A 24,376-nucleotide genomic window follows, 5' to 3' on the forward strand; every position below is an offset into this window, starting at 1 on the left:
CAACCACTAAGCGGAGAGAACCGACCGCGTCGAACGCGGCGCGTCCGCAGTGGCCGGCGATCAACGGTTCGGCGATGTTCAAGGACAGTATGACGAGGCTGGCGAACAGGAGCAGGCGCCGCGCCGCGCGCAGCACCACCTCGGGCCCGCCATGGACCGCGAGGTGCCTGGTGCCTAGAGCGCCGGTCAAGTAGTCATCAGGCTGCTTGCTGATCGTGTTTTTGGCGGGCGATGACGTGGAGGTTGTGGACGACGGCGGTGCGGCGGAGGTCGAACAGGTTCTTGCGCTGTCCGTGGTAGCGGGCGCGGCGGCCTTGCCAGTGGCCGATGTGGGCGAGGGTGTGTTCGACTTTGGTGCGTTCGCGGAGGCGGGCGCGGCCGGCGGGGGTGTGCTGGCGTTCGCGGAGCTCGGTGAGCAGGGCTTCGTCGGGGTGGATGGTCACGCTGCGCCCCGTCGCGCTGGTGGTGCATCGTTCTCGCAGGGGGCAGGCCGCGCAGACCTTCGCGGGGAAACGCACGGTGCGGCCTGGGGCGAAGGGCATCGTGACCTGGTGGGGGCAGGTGAGCAGGCCGCGGTCGAAGTCCAGGGTGAAGGCGGTCTTGGCATACCGGCCGGTGGCATTACGTACCCGCCACGCCTTGCAGAAGATCTCCAGGTTGGGGTCGCGGTCACGCACCAGGGTGGAAGACAGGTAGGCCCGGTCGATGTGGAGCTCGGTCAGGCGGAGATTCTGGGCGGCCAGGTCGTCGCTGATTGTGTTGGTGACGGTGGCTTCGGGCACGTTGGCGGGGGTGAGCCCGACCGCGGGCACCAGCCCGGTGTCCAGGTCGGTGACCACGTGGCGTTTGTACCCGTCGACGACTCTGCTGCTTAATTCGCGGTTGGGGTTGTGCGCTGCTGGCTGAGGCGGGTGAGCCTGCTGGCGCGGGGTGTGAAGGGTGGCTGGTCGGGGTTCCAGTGGGCGTCGAGGCGGAGGACGTTGACCGCGGTGGCGGAGAAGGCGTGTTGGAGGCGGGTCTTGGGCAGGCCGCGGTAGCGGGCGTTGCGCAGGCCGGTGACGTCGAGGGCCTGGTTGATCGTGCCCTCGATCCCAGCGCGCAGGGCGTACCTGGTCTTCCAGGTGTCGGTGGCCTGCTCGGCGCGGGCGGTGGCCAGGGTTTCGTGGAGTTCTCGGGGGCGCAGGCTGAGGTAACGGGTGCGGCGGGTGGAGGTGGTGCACGCTTTCTGGGTGGGGCAGGGGTGGCAGTCGGTGCGGGCGAACGCGACGACGATGGCGTCGCGTTCGTGCTGGCGGACGGGGTACCAGGCGGTGCTGGTGTGGCCCTGCGGGCAGCGGACCTGGCGGGCTTTCCAGTCGATCCGGAACGCGGCCTTGTCGAACCCGGCGTTGGCCTTGGCCTGGGGTGAGTGGTCGAGGAGGGCTGGGGTGACCATGGTGATGCCCCGGGTGGCGGCGTCGTGGATGAGGTCGGCGCTGGAGTAGCCGGCGTCGAGGTAGTGCTCGCCCGGGGTGAGGCCACGCTCAGCGAGGCTGGCCTGGACGATCTCGGTGGCCTTCACGTCCGGGACGCTCGCCTGGGTGGTGAGAACGTTCGTGATCAGCCGTAACGGCAACACGTCGGCTCCGGCTCCGGCTCCGGGGGGAGGGTCGCAGGTTTCGGTGAGGTGGACCTTGTAGCCGCACCAGAACAGGTCGTCGCCCTTGGCCGCCCACCGCGCATCGCGGTCGTAGGGGGAGGCCAAGCGACGATGTCCAGGCGGGACACCCTGTCTGTCGGCGTCCCGCTTTGCGATCACCTCCCGTCCCCGGGGATCGGTGGACAGGATCGGTGGACAGGTAGTAGGTCTGCACCAGCATCTCGCGCAGGAACGCCACCGCGGGGATCTCGCCCAGCCAGCCCGGCGCGGTGGAAGCGGCGACCGCCCGGCACAGGGCGAGCGCGTCCTGCCCGAACACCACGGCAAGACGGTCCCGGGCCGTCTTCGACGACGGCATCGTCCACCCGTTGACCCGCTCGCCGTAGCGATGCGCCAACTCGTCGATGCCCACGGTGTCGGCCAGCCAGCCGGGGGCCGCGACCGCGAGGGCCTCCAACACCGCCCGCACACTTTCCCCGGCGAGCTCGGTCCGGTTTAGGTCCCGGACCGCGCTGATCACATGGGTGGAGTCGGTGCGCGCCCTGCGACCGCCGCCGATCAGGCCCTGGTCGACGCAGGCCTGCAGGAGCCGGTCGAAGACCACCCGTTCCAGGCCGTGGTCGGCCAGCCGGGCGCGGAACCGGGACAGCACCGTCGGGTCGAACCCGGTATCGGTCAGCTCCGCGCCGAGCGCGTACTTCCAGTCGATCGCGCGGACCGCCATCGCCGCAGCCTGCCGGTCGGTCAGGTTCTCGGTGAACTGCAGCACCGTGACCAGCGACAACACCGCCGGCGGCAGACCCGGCGCCCCCCGGCGCCCGAACGCCCCGGTGAACGGCTCATCGACCAACACCTCGGCCAGCCGGTCCCGCAGCCGCATCGCCAACGTCCCACGCGGGAACGCCGCCCGGGCGACCGCCACGGTCTGCGCCGGGATCTCGGGCAGCCCCTTCGGCTGCAACGACATGCACTCCACCTCCCGCAGCCCACGACACGACCAGGACCGCAGAGGAGATCATGCCGCACCAACGACACCCAGCCGAATTAAGCAGCAGAGTCGTCGACCAGGACGGAGCGGGACTTACGGCCGTGGGCCATGTCCGGGTCTTCCACGCTGATCCGCCGGTTTTTGGCGACCCCGCGGCGCAGCCGCGCTGTCCCGGCCGTGGTGACCTCGACGTCCTGGTCGCGGACCTGACGGGCCACCGCGACAGCGGCTTCGGCCGCCTCCGGGGCGGGCTGGGCGGCCACGAAGGTCTCCACCGCCTCCAGGGCGGCCAGCACCACCGCCAGGGCACGGTCCCGCTCGTCGGGATCGTCCCAGTCGGCGTCCAACGCGGCTTTGAGGCTGGACCCGGCCAGCACCGGTGCCCCGGCCTGGCCGGCCAGGACCCTGGTTCCCTCGGCCCGCCCCCACCCCTGCTGAGCCGCGATCACACCCAGGGCCTTGCGCAGGGCGTGTCCCATCATGTTCGGGGTGTCCTCCACCCGGCCGGCACCCCACAGCGGGCTGGAGTCCAACGCTGCGCGTAACGCCCGCGGCCCGAAGCCCTTCGTCACCGTGGCGATCTCGACGGTGCATTCGACCAGCCGCCGGTCCCACCCGGCGCCGATCAGCCGGGCGCGGAAGCCCACCAGGGTGCCCTTGGAGAAGGGAGACCGGTCGGTGTCCAGACAGTCCAGAACCAGCTGCCAACGCCGGTCCATCACCGTCGCCTCGATCACCTCGTCGTCGGAGACACCGGTATAGGCCTGCAGGATCAGCGCCAACGCCAACTGCGCCGGCTGCCCTTTCGGACTGTCGCGGTAGACCTCGGCCAGCTCGGTCTGGAACGCCTCGTCGAACAGCTCGTGGCGATACCGGCGCAGGAACACGAACAGCTTCGCCCGCCGCACCAGCCTGATCACAGTCTGTTCCGCGGTCGAGGGCTCCACCGGCGGAGCCCATATCCCAGGACGCATCAGCCAGCACCTTCCGATCAAGACGGGCACATGACACCCGCCGACCGGTGCCGCCTACCACAGCTCACATACGGCTACCTGACCGGCGCTCTAGCAGCGCGACCACGGACAGGTCCACCGCTGGTGCGACTACGGCGCCACCCAGATCGGGACCCCCATCCGCACCCCGAGCGCGAGGCTGTTCCCGAACCCGAAGAGGAACGTCAACGCGACCACCACACCGACGATCACGGTCACGATGCGGGCCGAGGCGCCCGGAACCGCCAGGTATGCGGAACGCCTGTTCGATTCGCTAGATGATGTAGACCTCGGCGCGGTCACTGGGCATCACCCCTGGTCAGGGCCCGGGTAGCGACCGGCCGAACGGCGATTTCAGGGCCAGCAACCAAGATCAAACGGTTCTTAGAGCGTGTCTTACGTCGAGCGTGGGAGCTTCTTCCAGCAGGTGATCGCGGCAGCCAGGCAGAGGAACCCGAGGAAGTTGTAGCCGTTACGTTCGTAACGCGGGCTCAGGCGGCGGTAGCCACCGAGCCAGGCCAGGGTTCTCTCGACTTTCCACCGGTGCCGGCCGAGGCGTTCGGTACTGTCCACACCACGGCGGGCGATCCGCACCGCGATACCGCGCCGACGCAGGAAACGCCGTCGTTCCGGCTGATGGATCTTCGAGCCCGGTTTGCCGCGGTCGACCGGGTTCGGACCGGTCAGGCTTCCCCCTTTTTCGCTCGCAGGCTGGCCGCGTCCACGATCGCCGATGACCAGTCGACCCGTCCGGCCACACCGTGCAGGTCCAAGATCTTGCGGTGCGGTCGAGGCCAGACACCCGCCCGGGTCCACGCCTGGAACCGACGGTGCGCCGTGGGTACCGACACCCCGAACTCGGACGGCAGATGCCGCCAAGCACACCCCGAGGTCAGCACGTAGACCACCGCGGTAAACACCGCCCGATCCTCGATCGGGGCAGTCCCACCGCCCTGCCGGCGGGCCTCGAACCGGGGCAGCAGCGGTTCCACCAGCTCCCACAACTCGTCCGGGACCAGCCGCCCGGCAAGGCTGCTCTCCAACACATCCATGATCGATATGTACCCCGGGCAGCCACGCAAGGCACGCTCTTATTGTGGTGCACCAGGTCCACCTCTTTTCTGATCATGACCTTGACCTGGGCGAATGTGGTTCTCGATCTATCATCTGAGTTCCAGCGCCATGCGATGGTGCTGGTCAGGGCGTCGCCAGCTGGTTCGAGTCCCGGCTGGACGACCGACCATATTGCGACCATGCGAACCGCCTGTCTGCCGAGTGCTGAGCGGCGGCGACGTCGGAGGACATCCGGGGTGGCCGTGGCCTTTCACTGGGTGACGGCGGCGCTGGCGCTCGGGTGGGTCCTGGCAGCCCGTTCGGCGCGCGGTTCATGGTGCCTGTGTCCGCGCCGACGGTGACCTGCCCATGGTGCGGGGCCCAGCAGGGCGAGCCAAGCGGCGGATGGAGGGTTCTATCCTGATCGGGTGTCGTCGGTGGAGATCCGCGTCTGCGAACAGACGGATCTTGATCTCCTTGACCGGTGCATCCCGGCGGCAGGCCGGAGGAGCTTTCACCGCCGACGGTTCGAACGGCAGAGCGTCGCCAGAGGGGACATACCTCGTCGCCTGGCTGGCTGGGCGGCCCGTGGGACATCTGCTGATCATCTGGACGGGTTGCGACGTCGACGAAGTGCGGCGGGAGACAGGCGGCTGTCCGGAGTTGAACGCGCTCGGGGTGTGGCCGCCGGAGCAGCGCCGGCACGGGATAGGCCGAGACCTTCTTCGTCACGCCGAGATGCTGGTCGCAGCGCATGGCAGCCGGACGGTCGGTCTTGGTGTGGCTGCCGACAACCCCGAGGCCGCCCGCCTCTACCGGCGACTCGGCTACGTCGTGCGGGTGCAACGCTATGTCGATCGCTGGACCTGGGTCGATCAGGATGGCGTGGAACGCGAGGAAGCCGAGCAGACGAGTTTTCTCGTCAAGAGCCTTCCAGCAGCGCAGGCCTCTGGAGAGCGCGCAACGTGATCGACGTGCTCCAACCGACCCGTCGCTCCGGACGCGGCGTAGCGTGCCGCTCCGCGGATATCTGGAGGAACATGCTGTTTCGGCATTCGCTCGGTACCGCCGGCTTGCTGGAGGCGTCCTCGTCCGGTGTGGCCATCTCCGTTATGAGTCCGTCTGCTGTGGTACACGTGCCCTGAACTGGGCTGAGGCGGCTCGGTCGCCCCTGGGCGGCGGCGAGCGGCCTTGCTGAGCCCTGGGTCGCCACTGCGGTCCGGCGCCACAGTGCATCGACGGGCAGGCCCCACCCGAAACCACCCTTCGGGCTCTGCGAGTGCCAGCCCGTTTCGTATTACGATTGATGGGTGGAGATCCATCGGTCGGCCCGTAAGCATGGCGTCGCCGACGCGGACATCCTCCACGCCGCCGAGCGGTACGTCGTCGCCTACTCGCTGGACGACGACGGGCCACCCTGGCGTGAACTGCGGCTCGGCCCGGGCGGGGCGGGCAACCTGCTGGAGATCGTCGTCCTGCTCCTCGACGACGGCACGGAACTGATCATTCATGCCATGCGGATGCGTTCCCAATACCGGGATCTCCTGCCGTGACCAAGGAGAGCGCACGATGACGAACAAGGAGACCGCCCGCCGGACGGCAGGCGGCGTACCCGTGACCGACGAGCTGGTCGAGGACCTGGCCGCCGAGGCCGAGACCGGCTACGACGTCGCCCACCTCCACCGCCGCGGCGGACGCCGGCCCCTCGGCTCCGCCCCGGGCGAGGTGGTCCCCGTCCGCCTCGACCCCGAACTGCGCGCCGCGCTCAGCGCCCGCGCCCAAGCCGAGCACACCAACGCCAGCGATGTCATCCGCCAGGCTCTCCGCGCCTGGCTCGACGTCGCCTGACCAGACCGGGTCATATCGCGCTCAGTGCGACCTCACGGCGCATCACATCTCCCGAACCCGACCACAAACCGTCGACCCAACCACGACACCCACGATCACGGTCGCGAGACGGGCCGAAGCGTCCGACACCACTAGGAGTTCGGGACATGTGTTCGATTCGCTAGATGACATAGTGACCGGTGCGGTCACTGGGCATCCTTCCTGGTGAGAGCCCGGGTAGCGACCGGTCGGACAGTAAATTCAGGGCCAGCAACCAAGATCAAACGGTTCGGATGCTGGTACACATGGTCCACTACGCCGTGTAGTTGGCATCTGACCTGGGCAAATAGGTTTGATCGATCGATCCGGCTTGTGGGTGGAAGGCAGAACAGGCAGGTCGAAGAGATCGGACCAGCGGTTCGCGCAGAACTTAGTGGTTGTCGACGATGACGAACACTCGGTCCGCCTTCTTGTACCGGTCCTGGGCCATGATCTGGCCGAGCAGGGCCATGAACGGGGCGATGCCGCTCGTCGGCGGGGTAGTGGCGGTGATCTGTCCGGTGTGGACGTCGAGCGCGGCGAGCAGGGCGAGCAGGGCGAGCGCGCCGTGGCGTTCGTACTCGTGCTCGACCCGGATGACCCGCCCCGGGGCGGGTGGAGCGGTCGGGTGGATCCGGGCGCGGGCCTGGATGGACGGCTTGGCGTCCACGGAGATCACCCGGTCGTTCGGGCCGAGCGGCTGGCCCTGGTAAAGGTCGAGGACGACGGTGGCCTTCGCGGTGAACTCCGGGTCCCGCGGGAAGATCCAGCTTTGGTAGCGCCAGGGCTTGACCGGATGCTCCGCGAGGATCCGTCGCACGCTGGAGGCCGAGATGTCCCCGGTCAGGCCGCGACGGGTCAGCTCGGCGCGCTCCAGCTCGCTGATCCGCCGCGGCCGCCCCGAGCGGGGCCGGTCGCAAAGCCCCACGCATGGAACTGGCTCGCCGACGATGACCGTCCCAACTGGGAAGCCTGGTCCGAATGGTCACCCTGGCATGAGATGCCGCCAGTTGGCTAACGCGCTACCTCCCCGAACAAGAATTCGTAGCCCCGGACGTGTGCCGCGTGACCCGTCCGGAAGGTGATCTCTTGGGCGCACCGCTGGTCGCCCCGGCCTTCTTGTTCCTCGGACGGGGTCAGGTCACCTCGTTGGAGGCGGTGTCCGAGCCGTGCGGTCGTGGCTGCCTGGAGGCGATAATGGCGAGGTGACCGTCGACCTTCGTGACAGCCGGATCGCCGAGGTGTGCCGACGCTACGGGGTCGCCGAGCTCTCCGTCTTCGGCTCGGTGGCTCGTGGCGACGACACCGACTCCTCGGACGTCGACCTGCTGTATGTGCTGGCGCCCGACTCGAAGCTTGGCTTCGAGATCGTCGATCTTCGGGACGAGCTCGAAAAGATCGTCGGTCGGCACGTCGACCTGGTACCCAAGTCCCGGCTGAAGTGGGTCATCCGCGACCGGGTACTCGCGGAGGCTCGGGTCCTCTATGCGGCGTGACGAGCTCTACCTCGTCGACATGATCGAAGCGGCGGCTGCCGCGACGACGTTCGTCCAGGACGTCGACGAGGCCGCCTTCCTGGCGAGCGACCTGATCCAGAGCGCCGTTCTGCAGAAGCTCCTGGTGATCGGCGAGGCAGCCGGTCGAGTCTCGCCCGAGATCCGCGACCGCTGGCCGGATGTGCCGTGGCGGTCCGTCACGGGCTTCCGCAACATCGCTGTTCACGCGTACTTCGAGGTCGACTGGTCAATCGTGTGGCGCATCGCCACGACCGCGCTGCGCGAGCTTCAGGAGCAACTGGCAACGCTCCTGAAGGCAGAGTTCCCGCTCGTCGCCAGTCAGCTCGATCAGCCGCACTGACCGCGGGTACATCGCCCCCGGGTGCGGACGTTCTGACCATCACCCCTCCTCGGCGCGACCGCGACCCGAGCACGGGCACATTCAGAGGCGGAAGAGGAGGGTGGACGCGACCACGGTGCCCAACGCGCACGGTCACCAGGAAGCCCGGAAGTGCCCGGAACCGCCAGGTGTTCGGAACACGTGTTCTACCCGGTAGGCGATGTTCCGGTCGGCGTGGTCACCGAGCATCGTCCCTGTTCGGGGCACGTGTGGCGACCGGCCGGACGGTGATTTCAGGGCCAGCAACCAAGATTGACCGGTTCTTATCGTGGTGCGTTAGGTCCACTAGTATCGGCGGCTGACGGGTTCTGCGCCCCGGAGGCCCGGCTACTTCCTGTGGCGCTCAGGCCGCGAGCATCGTCGAGATCAGGAAACGTGCGCGATCGAGGTACGCGGCCTGTAGCTCCAGCCGGTCCAGCTCGCGGCGCAGTGTCGCCGACAGCTGGGCACACGGCACGATCCGCGGCGTCGCGTCGATGGTGCAGGGCAGCACCTGGCGGATCGTCGCCACCGACAGTCCGGCGCCGAGCAGCACCTGGATCCGGGCCACCGTCTCCACCGCGGACTCCGGGAAATGGCGGTAGCCGTTGGCGCCGCGCTCCGCCACGAGCAGTCCGTTCTTCTCGTAATGGCGCAAGGACCGCACGCTGGCGCCGGTTTGTGTCGACAGCTCGCCGATCAACATCAGGACCAGCCTCCAGCCCTCGCTCTTGACCCTGACACTGATGGCAGACTCTACGGTGCGACGCATGGATATCGGGATCTTCACCGCGGTCACTGACGAACAGATCAGGCCTGCTCAGCTCGCCCGGGTGATCGAGGAGCGCGGCTTCGAATCACTGTTCGTCACCGAGCACACCCACATCCCCGCCCGACGGGAGACACCGCACCCCGAGCTTGGCGAGATTCCCCGCGACTACTACCGAAATCTTGATCCTTTCGTCAGTCTGACGGCCGCGGCGACCGCGACCACCCGGTTGCGCGTGGGCACCGCGGTCGCGCTCGTGGTCCAGCGGGACCCGCTCCTGTTGGCGAAGGAAGCGGCCAGCCTGGACCTGGTCAGCGAGGGCCGTTTCGAACTCGGCGTCGGCGCCGGCTGGCTGCGTGAGGAGATGCGCAACCACGGCACCGACCCGGCGACTCGAATGGCGCTGATGCGGGAGCGGCTGGCCGCGGTGAAGGCGCTTTGGACCACCGAGGAGGCGGAGTTCCACGGTCGCTTCGTCGATTTCGATCCGGTCTTCCAGTGGCCCAAGCCTGTGCAGCGACCGTATCCGCCGGTCTGGATCGGGGGATGGGGCCCGACGACCTTCCGCCGGATCATCGCCGGGCGCGACGGCTGGCTCACTCCACCCCTTCCGGTCGACCAGCTGATCCAAGGCCTGGACGAGCTGGCCGAGGAGGCGGACCGGGCCGGGGTGGCGACGCCACCGGTGACCGTTCCGCTCATGGATCCCGACGAGGCCACGCTCGAGAGGCTGCGCGCTCGTGGTGTCCGTCGCGCCCTGTTCGGGCTGCTCACCATCACCGACGCCGACGCGACGCTGCGCGCGCTGGACCAGCTGGGACCGCTGGCCAGGGCCGGAGGCAGCGTCAAGCAGCCAACTACCTGACCATGGTCGTGCTGTCCAGAGCGGACATGAACACACCGGCCAGGAGCCCGACGAGGACCACCCGGGTTGCCGTCCGGCTGAGTTCCGGCCCCTGGGTGGGCGCGGCCAGTGCTGGCATCCTTACTCTCCCTCGAAGCGCCCTGCTGCATCTGGTGACGGGCGGTGACCTCACAGAGCCTGCAACCTCCACCATGGTTGAGGTCAACGGAGCCGAGAAGTGGCGTTCGGGATGCTGTCGCAGCGGCCCCGGGCCGAGTCGCTCATCTTTCCCGTGTATCGCCCGTACAGCAGCTCGCCCCACTGTCCGGGGGCCTTGACTTCAATCATGGTTGAGGTTTTAGAGTTCCGGGCGCCTGCTGGCGAGAGCGGATCTCGCCGATCCGCGGAATAGGGGACTTTCATGCTCGATCAGCCCACCAACCTCGCGGTAGTTATTGGAAGCAACAGGGTAGGACGTTTCGCCCCGGTGGTCGCCCAGTGGTTCATCAAGCAGGTATCCGCCCACGATTCGATCGTCACGAGCGTCGTCGATCTCGATGACGTCAGGCTGCCGGAGAGGCTGGGTACCTCCAGCGGTCCAGAAGTCGCGGAGCTAGCGGACGTCACCCGGCAGCTTGCCGCGGCCGACGCCTTCGTCGTGATCACCCCCGAGTACAACCACAGTTACCCGGCCGTTCTCAAGAATGTCATCGACTGGCATTACACCGAGTGGCAGGCGAAGCCGGTGGGTTTCGTTTCCTACGGCGGCCAGGCGGGCGGCCTGCGCGCGGTGGAGCACCTGCGCCAGGTTTTCGCCGAGCTGCACGCGGTCACCATCCGCGATACGGTCAGCTTCCACGGTGCCTGGGACCGGTTCCACGCCGATGGCACGCCCAAGGATCCCGAAGGCTGCAACACCGCTGCCCAGACCCTGATCAGGCAACTCGAGTGGTGGGCGGTCGCGCTCGCGGAGGCCAGGGAGAAGCGTCCCTACACGGTGTGAACGGCGGCCCTGCGCGGGTCTGCCGGTATACCGCCGTCGACGCATCCCGACGGCGGTATACCGGTGTCCGGTCCCTTCGGACGCGCCGCCCGGGGCGGGGGAGCCTCCGCTCCGGGCGGCCGGTCCCACCACGCCATTGCGCCATCCTCGACCAGAGGTCACATCGGCCTCAAGGAGCGAGAGGGAATCTGGACCCGGTCCGGGTTGATCGCTCGAGGACAGGGGAGGACCGTGTCCCGGGAGCTGTCCGACTTCCACGACTGGTTTGAACTGCGGAGAGCCGCCAATACCTGTGTGGAATCAAGCGGTCACGGCGACGCGTGCTTCGCCAGTAAATCGTTGAAAACCTCGACCGGCTTCGCCCATCCCAGCGTCTGCCGTGGCCTGGTGGGCGGCCGCGTCGGGTTTGATGCACGGGTTGCCGCGGGATTGTCAATCTCGGGCTTGTCGGTTTCTCAGGCCGGTCAGCTGGCCCGTTCAGGAACGATTTTGCTGACGATGTGCTCAGCGATCGCCAACGACGCCGTCGCGCCGGGAGATGGCGCGTTACGGACATGCACGACCCGCCCGTTGTGGGACAGGACGAAGTCGTCGACGAGGCTACCGTCGCGGGCGACGGCCTGGGCCCGGACTCCCGCGGGGCCACGAACCACGTCGGTGGCCCGCAGCTCGGGGACATAGCGCCGGGCCTCGGCGACGAAGGCCCGCTTGCTCGCCGTGCGCAGCATCTCCTTGGCGCCGGTCTTCCAGTGGGTCTTCGCCATCTTGTGGAACCCCGGCCAGGCGAGCGTCCGTCGCAGGTCAGCGCCCTGGACGGTGCCGACCGTGTACCCCTCTCGGGCAGTGGCCAGCACCGCGTTCGGCCCGACCAGGATCTCCCCGTCGATGCGCTTGGTGAGATGGATACCGAGGAAGGGATATCGCGGATCCGGAACCGGATAGATCAGCCCATGGACGAGGCCACGCCGCTCGGGGCGCAGCAGCCAGTAGTCGCCCCGGAAGGGAACGATCTGCGGGGAGGCGTCCTCGCCGGTCAGTGTCGCCACCAGATCCGACTGCAGCCCGGCACAGGAGATCAGCAGGTCGAACGGCCCGACGCTTTCGGAGACGACGGCGACCCGGCCACCGTTGCGGGACGCCATCTCGTGATTGCCGTTGGGCCGCGCGCGCGCGGTTCCGGCGACCGTGAGGCGAAGGTGGACGCCGGCTGGACGATCCTCCACCCCGATCACTTCGGCTCCGGTGCGCACGGCCCCGCCAGCGGCGACGATCTCGGTACGCAGGGCCCGCGCGACCCCGGGATAGTCGACGATGGCGGTGGTGGGTGAGTGCAGGGCGGCGACCCCGCGGGCGTGGGGTTCGACGGACCGCAGCTCGTCGGCGTCGAGCATCCGGGTCCGCGGTACGCCGTTCGCCGTCGCCCGCTTCTCGATCTCGGCCAACCGTTCGAGCTCGCTGTTGTCGACGGCGACCACGATCTTGCCGCACTCGTCGTACCGGATACGGTGCGTGGCGCAGAACTCCCGCAGCAGCCCGACCCCACGGCGGCACAGGATCGCTTTGAGCGAACCTGGGACGTAGTAGAGACCGGCGTGGACGACGCCGCTGTTGCGGCCGGTCTGATGCCGGGCGATGTCCTGTTCCTTCTCGAACACCGTCACGGCCGATCCCGGTTCGACCTGCCCGAGCCGACGGGCGACCGCCAGCCCGAGAATTCCACCGCCGATCACCGCGATGCGACCTACCACGCCCGTCCCCTGTCCGTCCGTCGAAAACGTGAATCCCGATCACGCCGATCGTACGAATCCAGTATCGGCGTGCACGGTATGTTACGAGCCGGTAGTCAGTCGGGTGTCCCGCGGGCTCAGCCGAAGAAGTGGCCGGGCGGGTGGGCCCGGTCGGTGCGCGAGCGCGGTGTGCCGCGCAGCGCGTCGGTGAGCGTCCGCGCGGTGTTGACCAGGGGGACGTGGCTGAACGCCTGCGGGAAGTTGCCCGTCATCCGGCCCAGCCTGGGGTCGTACTCCTCCGCGAGGAGCCCGACGTCGTTACGCAACGACAGCAGGCGTTCGAACAGTTCCTGAGCCTCGTGGACCCGCCCGGACAGGGCGTAGTTGTCGGCCAACCAGAAGGTGCAGGCCAGGAAGGCGCCCTCGCCCGCGGGCAGTCCGTCGACCGCGCCGTCCTCGGCCGTCGGATACCGCAGGACGAACCCGTCCTCCATCAGCTCCCGCTCGATGGCGGCGACTGTTCCCACGGCGCGGGGGTCGGTGGCGGGCAGGAACCCCACCAGCGGCATGTACAGCAGCGCCGCGTCGAGTTCCTTGGAGCCGTAGAACTGGGTGAAGGTGTTGCGTTCGGAGTCGAACCCACGGGTACAGACCTCCGCGTGGATCTCGTCCCGCAGCGCCGACCAGCGGTCGACAGGGCCCGGTAGCCGGGACTCAACGATCCCGCGTACCGCCCGGTCGGCCGCGACCCAGGCCATCACCTTCGAGTGGACGAAGTGGCGGCGGGGGCCGCGCACCTCCCAGATGCCCTCGTCGGTCTTCCGCCAGCCGGTCTCGAGGAAGTCCATCAGCTTGGTCTGCAGCGGCCAGGAGTCGTCCGCATGGCTCTCGGTGATGGTCTGCCCGCCGGGGAGCGCCAGCCCAGGCACGGTCTGGCGACGGTTGGCGACCGCGACCCGCGCGACATGCAGGGCGTCGAGGACCTCGCCGTAGACGTCGAGCTGGAACTGGTCGACGGCGGCGTTGCCGACCCGCACCGGGGCGGAGTTCTCGTACCCCGGTAGCCACGGGATCTCGTATTCGGGCAGCCGGCGTTCCCCGGCAACGCCGTACATGATCTGTACCCGGGAGGGGTCACCGGCGACCGCGCGCAGCAGCCACTCCCGCCATGCGGTCGCCTCGCTGGTGAACCCGGCGTCGAGCAGGGCGAGCAGCGTGATCGTCGCGTCCCGAAGCCAGCAGTACCGGTAGTCCCAGTTGCGCACGCCGCCGATGTGCTCCGGCAACGAGGTCGTGACGGCGGCGACGATCCCTCCGGTCGGGGCGTAGGTGAGCGCCTTGAGGGTGATCAGCGACCGGCGGACGGCCGGCTGCCACTGGCCGTCGTAGGTGCAGCCCGCCATCCAGTCCGACCACCACGCCTCGGTGAGGGTGATCATGCGCCGGACGTCGTGGGACGGCGGGGGAGTCTGATGGGAGGGGGTCCAGGTCAATGAGAACGGTACCGACTGGCCGGCGGCGACGTGGAAGTCGGCGTAGGTGGCCATGTCGTGCCCCTCCATCGGGGCGGTCGTCCGCAGGGTGACCGCATCCGGCCCGGCCACCGCCGACATGGTGTGCTCGTCCACCCGGCGGACCCACGGCACGATGGAGCCGTAGTCGAAGCGAAACCGGGTCTCCGATCGCAGGTGGACCGCGCCTTCGAGGCATTCGACCAGGCGGAGCACGGTGTGCGTGCCTGCGCGGGGAAACATCGCGTCGACGATGCGCACGGTGCCGGACGCGGTCGTCATGTCCGTCTCCAGGACCAGCGTGTCGCCCCGGTAGCGCCGGCTGACGCCCAGGACCGGCTCGACGGGAGCGATCTTCCAGTGGCCCGCCTCGGAGTCGCCGAGCAGGGCGGCGAAGCACGACGGCGAGTCGAATCGGGGCAGGCACAGCCAGTCGATCGACCCGGTGCGCGACACGAGCGCCGCGGAGTGGGTGTCGCCGATCAGCGCGTAGTCCTCGATCAGGGATGGCACGACCTGTTCCTCGCTCCCATGGTCCACTGGTTGTGATCATCGCTGGATCGATGATCGTCGAATAATTGATGATCATCGAGGTCGATGTCATCGGGGTCGCCCGCCGTTGGGCGCGATCGCGGGCACAGCGCCGCCGGTCGACGGTGAACCGGTACGAGCACGCCGCGCAGCGGCGGGCCGGCGGTCACCCGTGGCGGAGGTCGCTAAGCCTCATGAGGGCGTTTACCTTACGGACCCGCTCGGCGGACTACGTTGGGGGTCCGGTCATGGCGGTGCTCCAGCCGTCGTCCGGACCAGATTTCCTTCCCCGATGTGACAGGACTCACCACGTGGCCCCACCGTCGTCACCTGCTGCCGCCCGTGCCGCTCGCTACCTGGCCGACCCTCGGCGCCGGACGATGGTCGTCGTGGCGGTACTCGCCACCATCGGCCTGATCGTTTTCGGGATCTACGCGACGTTGGACGGGCCGCCGCCGCAACAGGAGGCCGTCGTGTACTTCGCCCCGGGAGCCACCGAGGCGCAGAAGGACGCGGTGCGCGCCGCGTGCCCCTCGGTGGGCAGGGCCATCCAGCTGCCGAAGGACCGCAACCAGCTGGCCACCAGCCGGATCTATCCGCTGCGGTACGACGTCGCGAAGGCGTCGACCGCCGACCGCGCGGCCCTGTACAAGTGTGTGTACGCCCAGCCGCACGTACTCGGAATCAATCAGGTCACCCAGGGCCAGTAGATTTTCGCCCATCAGGATCGACTCTTCTCCAGCTCCCGCCGGGCGAGGAGTTCGGCGGGCGTGGGCCGGCCGGCATCGCGGGCCTCCTTCGTCTGCCAGAGACTCACGATCATGGTGGTCAGGATGACGAGCCCACTGAGGATCAGGCTTCCGCCGGACCACCCGGAGGACGCGGGAAGGGTGTCGACCACGATCCACGCGATTCCCGCAGCGATCATCCCCAGCGCGAACAGAATCGTGAACGCCGACGAGAACCGGTTCGCGGCCGCCTGATCGGCGAGGTCGGCGGCCTTGCGTCGGGCCTGCTCGAAACGGCTGCGCGCCCACTCGTACTCCAGACTCAGGATGAAGAACCCGAGCGCCACGACGAGGAATCCCGGACCCGGCAGCGCCAACATCGCGATCCCGAGGCCGAGGACGCCGAGACCCAGTACGGTCAGGGCGATCCGGCGGAACAGGCGGGCGCTTCGGGTCAGCACGTCGGGTAACCCTCCTGAGTGGATCGTGGGCGGGGCGAGGAGAGGGTGCTCTACTGCGACGCTGCTCTACTGCGGCATTGTCCTACTGCGACGTTCTTCCGTCATAACGCGTCACGCAAGAACATCGTGGCGGGGATCTCCTCGACCTCCTCGACCGATACGTGTCGTGATGCCGACACGCCGACGGAGCGCGCGGATCCGCGGATCCCCGCGCTCCGTGGGGTAGGGGCCGGGCGGGCACACCGTCCAGGCGCGGTCGCGGATGGTTGACTACTGTGTGATGGGGCTGGTCATCTGGGCCTTCGTGGGAAGGCAGGCCATCGGAGCGCCGGAGAGGTTGCTGTGGAGATCGAGGAGACCGCGCTGCCTGGCATCGGGCTGCGGCATGACTTCGCGACGCGCAGCGGCCGCCGGCTCGGAGTCGTGTCCCATCATCACGGGCGCCGGGACCTCGTGATCTATGACGCGGACGACCCGGACGCCTCGCGTGAGTCCATCGCGCTGACGCCGGAGGAGGGCGACGTGCTCTCCGAGCTGCTCGGTGCCCCGCGCATCGTCGAGAAGCTCGCCGACCTCAACCGTGCCTTCGCCGGGCTCGTCGGTGAGCAGATCGTGATCCTGCCCGGCTCGCCCTACGTGGGCCGCGAGCTCGGGGACACCCAGGCCCGTACCCGCACCGGCGCCTCCATCGTCGCGGTCGTCCGCGACCAGCAGGTGCTCGCATCCCCGCGGCCGGACTTCCGATTCGAGGCCGGAGACGTCGTCGTTGTCGTCGGTACGCCGGAGAACACCGCATCCGTCGGTATGTTGCTCCGCAACGGCTGACGCGGGCAGGGAGGGCAGTCGGGACCGCGTGCACTCCACCGCGACGACCTTCCTCGAGCTCGGCGGGATTCTGTTTTGCCTAGGAGTCCTCGGGCATCTCGCGCTGCGCATCAGTGTCTCACCGATTCCCCTGTACCTGGTGGGTGGGCTGGCGTTCGGCCGGGGTGGCCTGCTGCCGCTCGGTGCCAGCGAGGAGTTCATCGGGGTCGGCGCGGAGATCGGGGTCGTCCTCCTGCTGCTTACCCTCGGTCTGGAGTACACCGCCGACGAGCTGCTGTCCGGGCTGCGCAGACAGGCGCCGGCCGGGGTGCTCGACCTGGCGCTCAACGCCACCCCCGGGGTCGTCGCCGCGTTCCTCCTCGGCTGGGGCCCGACGGCGGCGGTCGTTCTGGGTGGGGTGACGGCCATCTCCTCCTCGGGGATCATCGCGAAGGTGCTGGGGGACCTCGGGCGGCTCGGTAACCGGGAGACGCCAGTTGTTCTGTCCGTCCTCGTGCTCGAGGACCTCGCCATGGCGGTGTACCTGCCGGTTCTCACCGCGTTGCTGGCCCATCACACGTTCGTGCGCGGATCGCTGACCGTGGCGATCGCGCTCGGAGTCCTGGTGGCGGTGCTCTACATCGCGCTGCGGCACAGCGAGAAGGTCACCCGGCTGGTCTTCAACCCGAAGGCCCACCGCAACGACGAGATCCTGCTGCTCCGGGCCCTGGGGCTGGCCCTGTTCGTCGCCGGGGTCGCCCAGCGTATGCAGGTGTCGGCCGCGGTGGGTGCGTTCCTCGTCGGCATCGCCCTGTCCGGACCAGTCGCCGAGGGTGCAGAGGAGGTCCTGCGGCCGCTGCGCGATCTGTTCGCGGCGGTCTTCTTCGTCTTCTTCGGCATGCAGACCGATCCCGCTGAGATCCCTCCGGCGCTGCTCACCGGGTCCCTGCTCGCGATCGCCGGAGTCGCGACAAAGGTCATGACGGGATGGTGGGCCGCCCGCTCGGCGGGAATCGGGACCATGGGCCGGTTCCGGGCCGGGGCCGCCCTCGTCGCACGCGGCGAGTTCTCGATCGTCATCGCGGGCCTCGCGGTGGCGGCCGGCCTCGAACCCCGGCTGGGCCCGCTTGCCGCCTGTTACGTGCTGCTGATGGCCGTCCTCGGCCCGCTGGCGGCCCGGTTCGTCGAACCGGTGATCCGCACGGCTCGGCGGCTGCAGGCCGCCCGGTCGCCCTAGCGCCGAGCGGGCGGGTGGTGGGCGGGCAACGGTGGACGGGCTGCGGGCGACGGCATCCGCCGCTGACGGCGGGGACGACTTCCCGGCAGCGGTGTCGCTACCGGGACGGCGATGTTTGGGAGTATGCAGCCCATGAGCGGACTTCTCGAAGGTAAGCGCGTTCTCGTCACCGGTGTTCTCACGGAAGCCTCGATCGCATTCAGCGTCGCCCGCATCGCCCAGGAGCAGGGTGCGGCGGTGGTCCTCAGCGGATTCGGGCGGGGGTTGTCGCTGACCCGCCGCATCGCCAAGAGACTGCCCACCCTGGCGCCCGTCGTCGAGCTGGACGTCACCGACGAAGAGCATCTCGCGGGGCTGGCCGGACAGGTGCTCGAACATGTTGACGGCCTGGACGGCGTGCTGCACGCGATCGGGTTCGCGCCCGAATCGGTGCTCGGTGGGAAGCCGTTCGTCGAGGCGGCCTGGTCCGAGGTCGGCACCGCCCTGCAGATCTCCACCTGGTCGCTGGCGTCGCTCACCCGGGCCGCCCTGCCGTTGTTCGCCGAGAAGGCGTCGATCGTCGGCCTGGACTTCGACGCGTCCGTCGCCTGGCCGTCGTACGACTGGATGGGCGTGGCGAAGGCCGGCCTCGCCTCCGCCACCCGCTACCTCGCCCGTGATCTGGGACCCCGGGGCGTGCGGGTGAACCTCGTCGCGGCCGGCCCGCTGCGGACCATGGCGGCCAAGAGCATCCCGGGCTTCAGCCAGTTCGAGGAGGTCTGGGACGGCCGGGCGCCGCTCGGCTGGAGCGTCCACGACACCACGCCGGCCGCCCAGGCCTGCGTGGCGCTGCTCTCGGACTGGTTCCCGGCCACCACCGGCGAGATCGTCCACGTCGACGGCGGCGTGCACGCCGTCGGGATCTGAGCACGGCGGGCCGTCGGGGTCCGGGCGCGGCCGGGGTCCCGGGATCCGGGTACGGTGGGGTCCCTGGCCCGGATCAGCCTGCCGTCTCGTCCAGCAGGTCCAGGGCCGTTCCGACGATCGTGTCCAGCTCCACCGGTGGGCGGCGACGGTGGTCCCGCGACGAGGCCGTGTCCCGCCGGGCAAGGCTGCCGCTACCGGCGTGGCCGCCGGCGCCGGAGGCCGATGAGCCCGGGTCGGTGTCCCCCGGTGGCCCTCCCGGTGGCCCTCCCGGCGGCCCGGAGGCCTCCGGCAGCGGCGCGCTCGAACCGAGGGCGGAGATGGGATCTCCGTGGACGCCGGCGAGGAAACTCAGGGCACGGGGGTCCCCGTCGACCACCGTCACGATCGGGGTGCGCCGGTCCGCGGGGAACACCTCGGTGAGCAGGGCGTCGGAACCCTCGGCCAACCCGCGCCGGGCCTGCAGCGCGTGGAACATCGCGTTCGGGGAGGTCACGCACACGGCCGTGATCTCCCGGCCGAGGCCGGCGCGTAGCTCCGCTGCGGCGTGCAGCACCTCCGGCATGACCGCACCCACCCCGACGAGGGTGAGCGCGGCGTCGGGACCGCCCTCGTGGAGCCGGTACCCCCCGGCGAGGACCAGGGCCCGGCGTCGGTGCCGTTCCAGCGCGTCCACGGGGACCTCGGCGAGGCGCTGATCGACCTGGCGGGCGGAGAGCCGGATCACACAGGAGGTGCCGTCGAGGCGGGCCAGCCCGCCGAGGCCGGCCAGCAGGCACCAGGCGAGATCGTGCGCGAAGGCCGGTTCCCAGGTCGCGGCCACCGGGGCGGGGACGACGTTGCCACCGTTCCAGGCCAGGTTGCGGACGACCGGGTCGAGACCGGTGTCCGCCACGGCGAGCATCGATCGGGCGTCCGCGGTGGCGCCGGCCATCCAGCCGGGCAGTACCCGTCCGGCCGCCACCTCGTCGGCGACTCCGATGGGCAGCAGCGGCAGACCCTGGCGGCTCCAGGCCACTCCCAGCGAGGCCAGCACCCCGCCGAAGGCCGTGGCCGACAGGCCTCCGGCCACGTGCCGGCCCGGTTGTTCCCCATCGGTCCGGTCCGCCGCGGCCAGCCAGCCGGCGAGGACGGGGTCGGCGTTGCGCGTACTGATGGTCAGCACCGCGGTGGCTGCCTGGGGCGCGAGCCGGGGTAGGTCCCGCAACATCCCGCCGAATGCCTCCTGGGTGGAGATCCACGCCGGGAAGCGGTGGTCGGAGTCGGTCGGCACGGGTGGTGCCGCGCCGAGCGGCACCGGCACCCGGTCCAGGTAACCGGCGACGTGCCGGGCGAGGCGGTGGGCCGCGGCGTCGTCTCCCGGCCGGAGGACCGGGCGGGTGCCACCGCCGGCGGCCGGCGGCGTGCCCGGTCCGGCGGACGGGGCCGCGGACGCGTGGTCGGCGGTCTGTTCGCCGTGGGTCTGTTCGTCGTGGGAGCGCTCCTCCCGGGCGAGCTCGTCGCTGGTGTAGGCGAACAGGACCGTGGGCCGGTCCGCCGCGACTTCGTCGAAGGCGTCGATCAGCAGGGGAAGGTCGTGGCCACCGAGATCGCGCAGGCAGGCATGGATCTCGTCATCGGTGAGGGTGTCCAGCAGGCGGCTGATGCCGGCGCCGGACGCACCGGGACCGGCGAGCCGGCGGCGCAGGTCGGCTCCGTGGGCCTGCAGCAGCGCGCGGTACTCGCCCATCGGGAGCTGGTCGAGGCGGTTGCGAAGCGCGTGACCGCCGGGAGCCCGGAAGAGCGCTTCGAGGACGCGTCCGTATCGGACGGTGAGCACCTGCCAACCGGCGGCTTCGAACATGCGCGCCGCGCGGGCGGGCTTGCCGATGCCGCCGACCGGTCCGGTCGGCGCGGAGCCGGACACCGTCACCACCCAGAACAGCTCGCCGAGATGAGCGACCCGCTCATCGGTGATCGTTTCCCAGACGGTCGGGTCGTGCAGCTCGGAGTAGTCGATCAGACAGATCTGCCGACCCCGGGGAGTCCGGTCGAAGCGTTCCCCGGCATAACGGCGTGCCAACGCCGCCCAGACCGTCCCGCTCGGTCCGATGTTGCCGGCGCCGAGGGCACGCAACGGCCGACCATCGGGCCCGGAACGGACCCCGTTCGGACGGATCTCACCCGGCCGGACGTGGGGGAGCCGGTAGACGGCGGGGACGGGCGATGCGGCCGTGGTCTTCTCGGCTGCCGTCTTCTCGGCCGTCGGCCTGGCGTGCGCCAGGACGTGATGAACGGCATGGATCAGCGGGGCGGCGCGTGGAGTCACACTGACGCGGTCCTCGGCGCGCAGGGCGTCGAACCACAGCACCGTGGCGATGCTCGACACCGAGGCCACGGCCGCCCGTTCCGACTCGGCGGCGACCGCGGGCCGCTGCCCGGCGCGTTCGTCCCCGTCGATGATCCGGGCCGCGACGCTCCGCAGCCGCCGTTCCACGGCGGCCAGCGCGGCGAGGTCGAGTACGCCACCGGGCGGCCCCGGCATGGCCGGGTCTGGCATGGCCGGGTCTGGGGGCCCCGGGATGGCCCGGGCCGCGGTCGGCGAGGTCTGGGTTCCCACGACGTCGTCTCCGTTCGTCGGTCCGGTCGGGGGGCTGGCGTCTCCCGGCGGACCGCCGCCCTCGGCCCGGTCGTCGTGGGTGACCCGACCGTCGGTCCCCGGCACGGGCGGATCCACGGACCGGGCCGGGACCGGCCCCGCGGCGTCGTCTGGTGTAATGATCATATCCCCCCGGCCGGAGCGCGTGTGCGCCGCCTCCACCGGTCTGACATCGGGCCTGCGCATGACCGGCCTACGTCCCACGACTCCGACCTCCCAAAGTCCGGACGCGCGGTGGTGCGGTGCCGGTCGGAGGTTGCGCCGCCGGCCGGATCGGCGGCGCCCGTCGCCGTCACATGGTGTGTCCGCGTCGGTATCCCACCTTCACCACGGTGGCCGTACCATTTCAGCATCCGCGTTCCATCGCGGTGGCGTTGGCCGTCGTGCGTCAGCCCGGTGATGCCGGAACCGCCCTGCCAGGACTGCCGCGGCGGGACTTGCCGCCCCGGCGGTCAGCCGTCCCGGCCGAGCTCGTCGATCCGGATCCGGAGCGCGGGCTCGTCGACCGCTGCCACCTCGACCTCGACGGCCTTGACCCGGCCGGTCGCGCCGCGGACCAGCCGGACATCTCCCCGGCGCACCCGCAGCGCCGCGCACAGGGCCCGCAGGGCGGCTTCGGTGGCCCGGCCGTCGACGGCAGGCTCGGTGACCCGGACGATCAGCAGCGGGCCGTGCAGCGGGTCCTCGCGCCGGCCGCCCACCGCGGTCCGCCCGGCGCCCGGCTGAACTCGGATCATCAGACGCATGTGCGCATCGTCCCCCCGGATCGTCCCGCCCGTGCGATCGTCCCGCCCGTGCGATCGTCCCGCCCGTGCGACCGGTCCGCGTGACCGGTTCGGGGCGACACCAGGGAGGACCGCGAGGGTGGCCGAGCCGATGCCGGCCGGCGGTTGAGGCCTCATCGTCGGCGGACACCGGGATTCGACGCGGTGGCCGCTACCATCCGACCCATGGGCGCAAATGAGGGTCGTGTCGCACTGGTAACAGGTGGTAATCGGGGGATCGGCGCCGCCTGCGCCGCCGCCCTGACGGCCGCGGGTGAGCGGGTCGCGGTCGCCAGCCGCGGGGGCACCGCCCCCGCGGGGATGCTGGGCGTCCGTCTGGATGTCGCCAACAGTGAGAGCGTCGACAAGGCGTTCACGGAGATCGAAGCCGAGCTCGGGCCGGTGGAGATCGTGGTGTCCAACGCCGGGATCGTGCGGGACACCCTGCTGGCGACGATGAGCGAGGACGCGTTCCAGGAGGTCGTGGACACGAACCTGCTCGGTGCCTACCGGGTGGCCAAGCGTGCCTCCCGGCCGATGATGCGGCTGCGTCGTGGTCGGCTCATCTTCATCTCCTCCGTCGTCGCCTCCGTCGGCGGCCCCGGCCAGTCCAACTACGCGGCGTCCAAGGCCGGCCTGATCGGCTTCGCCCGTTCCCTCGCCCGCGAGCTGGCTCCGCGCAACATCACCTCGAACGTGGTCGCTCCGGGGCCGATCCGGACCGACATGACCGACGCGCTGACCGAGGCGCAGCGGGAGCAGCTCACCGCCGGCGTCCCCGGTGGCCGCATGGGTGAGGCCGAGGACGTCGCAGCCCTCGTCGCCTTCCTCGCCTCCCCGCAGGCCGGTTACATCAACGGTGCGCTGATCCCCGTGGACGGCGGGCTGAGCATGGGGCACTGAGCTGGGCACGGGGCACTGAGCTGGGCACGGGGCACCGATCCGGCGGCGCCGTGACCGAGCATGATCGGCGGTGCGGCTTAGGGGACCGTCGTGGCGGCGTGGTGGTGGGTGGGGCTGGTGTGGATGGTAGCGGCGGACAGGCGGCGGATGCGGCGCAGCAGGTGGGCTTCGGCGGCGTGGGCGAGGTCGTGAGCGGCGGTCAGGGTCAGGTTCGCATCGACGGTGACGTCGGCTTCGGCGCGCAGGGTGTGGCCGATCCAGCGCAGCCGCAGTTCGCGGACGGCCTCGATGCCCTCGGTGTGCAGGAGCGCCCTGGTGGCTTCGGCGACCACGGCGGGGTCGACGGCGTCCATGAGCCGGGCCCCGACGACGCGAGCGGCGGAGCGCAGGACTCCGAGGATCGCCAGGGTGATCGCCAGGCCGATGGCGGGGTCGGCCCAGTGCCAGCCCACCGCGACACCGGCCGCGCCGAGGAGCACCGCGAGGCTGGTGAGACTGTCGGTGCGGGCGTGTAGGCCGTCGGCGACGAGGGCGGCGGAGCCGATCTGATGGCCGATCCTGATGCGGTAGCGGGCGACGATCTCGTTGCCGAGGAAGCCGACGAGCCCGGCCACGGCGACCGCTCCCAGATGGCCGACGCGCTGGGGGTGCAGGAGGCGGTCGATCGCGGCCCAGGCGGTGAGCGCACTCGACAGGGCGATCATCGCGAGGACGGCGAGGCCGGCGAGGTCCTCGGCGCGGCCGTAGCCGTAGGTAAACCGGGCGGTGGCCGGGCGGCGTGCCACGGTGAAGGCGATGAGCAGGGGGACCGCGGTGAGCGCGTCGGCGACGTTGTGCAGGGTGTCGCCGAGGAGCGCGACCGATCCGGACAGTGCCACGACGGCGGCTTGCGGGGCGGCGGTCAGCCCGAGACCGGCCAGGCTGATCAGGAGGGCGCGGCGGCCGGCGGTGTCGGCTTCCAACGCGTCGTCGATCTGGTCCGCCGGGTCGTGGCTGTGCCCTCCGGCCAGGTCTGACAGGCCGTGACGAAGCCGCGTCCACCGCCCGCTCGCGTGGTGGTCATGCCGTCCGCCGCGCGGGTGCCCGCCGTGCCCGTGCCCTTGGGCGGGGAGCTCATGCTCGTGGCCGCTGTTCATGTTC

23 protein-coding genes and 3 pseudogenes are annotated in these 24,376 nt (G+C 70.1%); 12 read left to right on the plus strand and 14 right to left on the minus strand.

What is annotated here, in order from left to right:
- Positions 1–197: 197 nt before the first annotated feature.
- The 5 genes and pseudogenes from FRANCCI3_RS09415 to FRANCCI3_RS24380 all read right to left on the minus strand — a co-directional run.
- Positions 198–902 (minus strand): annotated as a pseudogene (locus FRANCCI3_RS09415) (transposase); the annotation flags it as partial.
- Positions 872–1,618: a transposase gene (locus tag FRANCCI3_RS28990; protein WP_175637659.1), complete on the minus strand. Its 747-nt coding sequence runs from the start codon at positions 1,616–1,618 to the stop codon at positions 872–874. The gene FRANCCI3_RS28990 and the pseudogene FRANCCI3_RS09415, both read right to left, overlap by 31 nt.
- Positions 1,524–2,606: a transposase gene (locus tag FRANCCI3_RS28995; protein WP_011436311.1), complete on the minus strand. Its 1,083-nt coding sequence runs from the start codon at positions 2,604–2,606 to the stop codon at positions 1,524–1,526. Before FRANCCI3_RS28995 ends, FRANCCI3_RS28990 begins: the two co-directional genes overlap by 95 nt.
- Before the next feature lie 92 nt (positions 2,607–2,698).
- A pseudogene (locus FRANCCI3_RS09425) lies at positions 2,699–3,601 on the minus strand (transposase); the annotation flags it as partial.
- Positions 3,602–4,015: 414 nt separating this feature from the next.
- A pseudogene (locus FRANCCI3_RS24380) lies at positions 4,016–4,671 on the minus strand (transposase).
- Positions 4,672–5,260: 589 nt separating this feature from the next.
- Between FRANCCI3_RS24380 and FRANCCI3_RS09440 the strand changes: the two are divergent.
- From FRANCCI3_RS09440 to FRANCCI3_RS09450, 3 genes are all read left to right on the plus strand, one after another.
- Positions 5,261–5,641 carry a GNAT family N-acetyltransferase gene (locus FRANCCI3_RS09440; RefSeq protein ID WP_235463245.1) on the plus strand — a complete coding sequence of 127 codons (381 nt, stop codon included), beginning with the start codon at positions 5,261–5,263 and terminating at the stop codon, positions 5,639–5,641.
- Between the two features lie 341 nt (positions 5,642–5,982).
- Entirely contained in the window at positions 5,983–6,225 is a 243-nt protein-coding gene (locus FRANCCI3_RS09445; protein ID WP_011436316.1) for a hypothetical protein, read from the plus strand.
- 16 nt (positions 6,226–6,241) lie between these two features.
- Complete coding sequence (locus FRANCCI3_RS09450) at positions 6,242–6,520, plus strand: ribbon-helix-helix domain-containing protein (RefSeq protein WP_011436317.1); 279 nt, start codon at positions 6,242–6,244, stop codon at positions 6,518–6,520.
- 409 nt (positions 6,521–6,929) lie between these two features.
- Here FRANCCI3_RS09450 and FRANCCI3_RS09455 read toward each other — a convergent pair whose 3' ends face one another.
- Positions 6,930–7,466, minus strand: coding sequence for a helix-turn-helix domain-containing protein (locus tag FRANCCI3_RS09455; RefSeq protein ID WP_011436318.1), 537 nt, complete (start codon positions 7,464–7,466; stop codon positions 6,930–6,932).
- 277 nt (positions 7,467–7,743) lie between these two features.
- On the opposite strand from FRANCCI3_RS09455, the gene FRANCCI3_RS09460 reads away from it, so the two are divergent.
- Positions 7,744–8,034 carry a nucleotidyltransferase family protein gene (locus FRANCCI3_RS09460; protein WP_035912985.1) on the plus strand — a complete coding sequence of 97 codons (291 nt, stop codon included), beginning with the start codon at positions 7,744–7,746 and terminating at the stop codon, positions 8,032–8,034.
- Positions 8,024–8,395, plus strand: a complete 372-nt coding sequence (locus FRANCCI3_RS09465; RefSeq protein ID WP_011436320.1) for a HepT-like ribonuclease domain-containing protein — start codon at positions 8,024–8,026, stop codon at positions 8,393–8,395. Before FRANCCI3_RS09460 ends, FRANCCI3_RS09465 begins: the two co-directional genes overlap by 11 nt.
- Before the next feature lie 382 nt (positions 8,396–8,777).
- On the opposite strand, the gene FRANCCI3_RS09470 is transcribed toward FRANCCI3_RS09465, so the two are convergent.
- Entirely contained in the window at positions 8,778–9,119 is a 342-nt protein-coding gene (locus tag FRANCCI3_RS09470; protein WP_011436321.1) for a MerR family transcriptional regulator, read from the minus strand.
- 64 nt (positions 9,120–9,183) lie between these two features.
- On the opposite strand from FRANCCI3_RS09470, the gene FRANCCI3_RS09475 reads away from it, so the two are divergent.
- On the plus strand, positions 9,184–10,047 hold the full coding sequence (locus tag FRANCCI3_RS09475) for an LLM class F420-dependent oxidoreductase (protein ID WP_011436322.1): 864 nt from the start codon (positions 9,184–9,186) through the stop codon (positions 10,045–10,047).
- Here the strand turns inward: FRANCCI3_RS09475 and FRANCCI3_RS28530 are convergent.
- Complete coding sequence (locus tag FRANCCI3_RS28530; RefSeq protein ID WP_023840384.1) at positions 10,040–10,165, minus strand: hypothetical protein; 126 nt, start codon at positions 10,163–10,165, stop codon at positions 10,040–10,042. The genes FRANCCI3_RS09475 and FRANCCI3_RS28530 overlap by 8 nt on opposite strands.
- Before the next feature lie 282 nt (positions 10,166–10,447).
- Here FRANCCI3_RS28530 and FRANCCI3_RS09480 point away from each other — a divergent pair, with 282 nt between their 5' ends.
- Positions 10,448–11,029, plus strand: coding sequence for an NADPH-dependent FMN reductase (locus tag FRANCCI3_RS09480; RefSeq protein ID WP_011436323.1), 582 nt, complete (start codon positions 10,448–10,450; stop codon positions 11,027–11,029).
- 464 nt (positions 11,030–11,493) lie between these two features.
- Here the strand turns inward: FRANCCI3_RS09480 and FRANCCI3_RS09485 are convergent, their stop codons facing one another.
- Both FRANCCI3_RS09485 and FRANCCI3_RS09490 read right to left on the minus strand, forming a co-directional pair.
- Positions 11,494–12,777, minus strand: coding sequence for an L-2-hydroxyglutarate oxidase (locus tag FRANCCI3_RS09485; protein WP_011436324.1), 1,284 nt, complete (start codon positions 12,775–12,777; stop codon positions 11,494–11,496).
- Positions 12,778–12,893: 116 nt separating this feature from the next.
- Positions 12,894–14,780, minus strand: coding sequence for a glycoside hydrolase family 15 protein (locus FRANCCI3_RS09490; protein WP_011436325.1), 1,887 nt, complete (start codon positions 14,778–14,780; stop codon positions 12,894–12,896).
- A gap of 329 nt (positions 14,781–15,109) precedes the next feature.
- Between FRANCCI3_RS09490 and FRANCCI3_RS09495 the strand changes: the two genes are divergently transcribed.
- Entirely contained in the window at positions 15,110–15,508 is a 399-nt protein-coding gene (locus FRANCCI3_RS09495; protein ID WP_023840386.1) for a hypothetical protein, read from the plus strand.
- 11 nt (positions 15,509–15,519) lie between these two features.
- Here FRANCCI3_RS09495 and FRANCCI3_RS09500 read toward each other — a convergent pair whose 3' ends face one another.
- Positions 15,520–15,987, minus strand: a complete 468-nt coding sequence (locus FRANCCI3_RS09500) for a PGPGW domain-containing protein (RefSeq protein ID WP_011436327.1) — start codon at positions 15,985–15,987, stop codon at positions 15,520–15,522.
- 342 nt (positions 15,988–16,329) lie between these two features.
- Between FRANCCI3_RS09500 and FRANCCI3_RS09505 the strand changes: the two genes are divergently transcribed.
- The 3 genes from FRANCCI3_RS09505 (at position 16,330) to fabI (ending at position 18,934) form a co-directional block, all read left to right on the plus strand.
- Positions 16,330–16,812 (plus strand): cation:proton antiporter regulatory subunit, encoded by a 483-nt coding sequence (locus FRANCCI3_RS09505; protein WP_011436328.1) that lies wholly within the window; start codon positions 16,330–16,332, stop codon positions 16,810–16,812.
- A 28-nt stretch (positions 16,813–16,840) separates the two neighbouring features.
- Positions 16,841–18,028 carry a cation:proton antiporter gene (locus tag FRANCCI3_RS09510; protein ID WP_011436329.1) on the plus strand — a complete coding sequence of 396 codons (1,188 nt, stop codon included), beginning with the start codon at positions 16,841–16,843 and terminating at the stop codon, positions 18,026–18,028.
- Positions 18,029–18,160: 132 nt separating this feature from the next.
- Complete coding sequence (fabI, locus tag FRANCCI3_RS09515) at positions 18,161–18,934, plus strand: enoyl-ACP reductase FabI (protein WP_023840387.1); 774 nt, start codon at positions 18,161–18,163, stop codon at positions 18,932–18,934.
- Between the two features lie 73 nt (positions 18,935–19,007).
- On the opposite strand, the gene FRANCCI3_RS09520 is transcribed toward fabI, so the two are convergent.
- On the minus strand, positions 19,008–21,635 hold the full coding sequence (locus FRANCCI3_RS09520; protein WP_175455964.1) for a pyruvate dehydrogenase: 2,628 nt from the start codon (positions 21,633–21,635) through the stop codon (positions 19,008–19,010).
- 386 nt (positions 21,636–22,021) lie between these two features.
- The gene (locus FRANCCI3_RS09525) at positions 22,022–22,315 is read right to left on the minus strand and encodes a DUF167 domain-containing protein (RefSeq protein WP_011436332.1); all 294 of its coding nucleotides are present in this window, start codon (positions 22,313–22,315) and stop codon (positions 22,022–22,024) included.
- 204 nt (positions 22,316–22,519) lie between these two features.
- Here FRANCCI3_RS09525 and fabG point away from each other — a divergent pair, with 204 nt between their 5' ends.
- Entirely contained in the window at positions 22,520–23,236 is a 717-nt protein-coding gene (fabG, locus tag FRANCCI3_RS09530) for a 3-oxoacyl-ACP reductase FabG (protein WP_035734332.1), read from the plus strand.
- A gap of 77 nt (positions 23,237–23,313) precedes the next feature.
- Here fabG and FRANCCI3_RS09535 read toward each other — a convergent pair whose 3' ends face one another.
- On the minus strand, positions 23,314–24,372 hold the full coding sequence (locus tag FRANCCI3_RS09535) for a cation diffusion facilitator family transporter (RefSeq protein WP_035913003.1): 1,059 nt from the start codon (positions 24,370–24,372) through the stop codon (positions 23,314–23,316).
- Positions 24,373–24,376 lie beyond the last annotated feature (4 nt).

Source organism: Frankia casuarinae (genome assembly GCF_000013345.1).
GTDB classification, from domain to species: Bacteria; Actinomycetota; Actinomycetes; order Frankiales; family Frankiaceae; genus Frankia; species Frankia casuarinae.

What these genes read in the sequence shown, in the direction of transcription:
- FRANCCI3_RS28995 (WP_011436311.1), bottom strand. Translation starts at nt 2,606, where the DNA reads ATGTCGTTGCAGCCGAAGGGGCTGCCCGAGATCCCGGCGCAGACCGTG.
- FRANCCI3_RS09475 (WP_011436322.1), top strand. Translation starts at nt 9,184, where the DNA reads ATGGATATCGGGATCTTCACCGCGGTCACTGACGAACAGATCAGGCCT.
- FRANCCI3_RS09470 (WP_011436321.1), bottom strand. Translation starts at nt 9,119, where the DNA reads ATGTTGATCGGCGAGCTGTCGACACAAACCGGCGCCAGCGTGCGGTCC.
- FRANCCI3_RS09465 (WP_011436320.1), top strand. Translation starts at nt 8,024, where the DNA reads ATGCGGCGTGACGAGCTCTACCTCGTCGACATGATCGAAGCGGCGGCT.
- FRANCCI3_RS09535 (WP_035913003.1), bottom strand. Translation starts at nt 24,372, where the DNA reads ATGAACAGCGGCCACGAGCATGAGCTCCCCGCCCAAGGGCACGGGCAC.
- FRANCCI3_RS09480 (WP_011436323.1), top strand. Translation starts at nt 10,448, where the DNA reads ATGCTCGATCAGCCCACCAACCTCGCGGTAGTTATTGGAAGCAACAGG.
- fabI (WP_023840387.1), top strand. Translation starts at nt 18,161, where the DNA reads ATGAGCGGACTTCTCGAAGGTAAGCGCGTTCTCGTCACCGGTGTTCTC.
- FRANCCI3_RS09450 (WP_011436317.1), top strand. Translation starts at nt 6,242, where the DNA reads ATGACGAACAAGGAGACCGCCCGCCGGACGGCAGGCGGCGTACCCGTG.
- FRANCCI3_RS09525 (WP_011436332.1), bottom strand. Translation starts at nt 22,315, where the DNA reads ATGCGTCTGATGATCCGAGTTCAGCCGGGCGCCGGGCGGACCGCGGTG.
- FRANCCI3_RS28530 (WP_023840384.1), bottom strand. Translation starts at nt 10,165, where the DNA reads ATGCCAGCACTGGCCGCGCCCACCCAGGGGCCGGAACTCAGCCGGACG.
- fabG (WP_035734332.1), top strand. Translation starts at nt 22,520, where the DNA reads ATGGGCGCAAATGAGGGTCGTGTCGCACTGGTAACAGGTGGTAATCGG.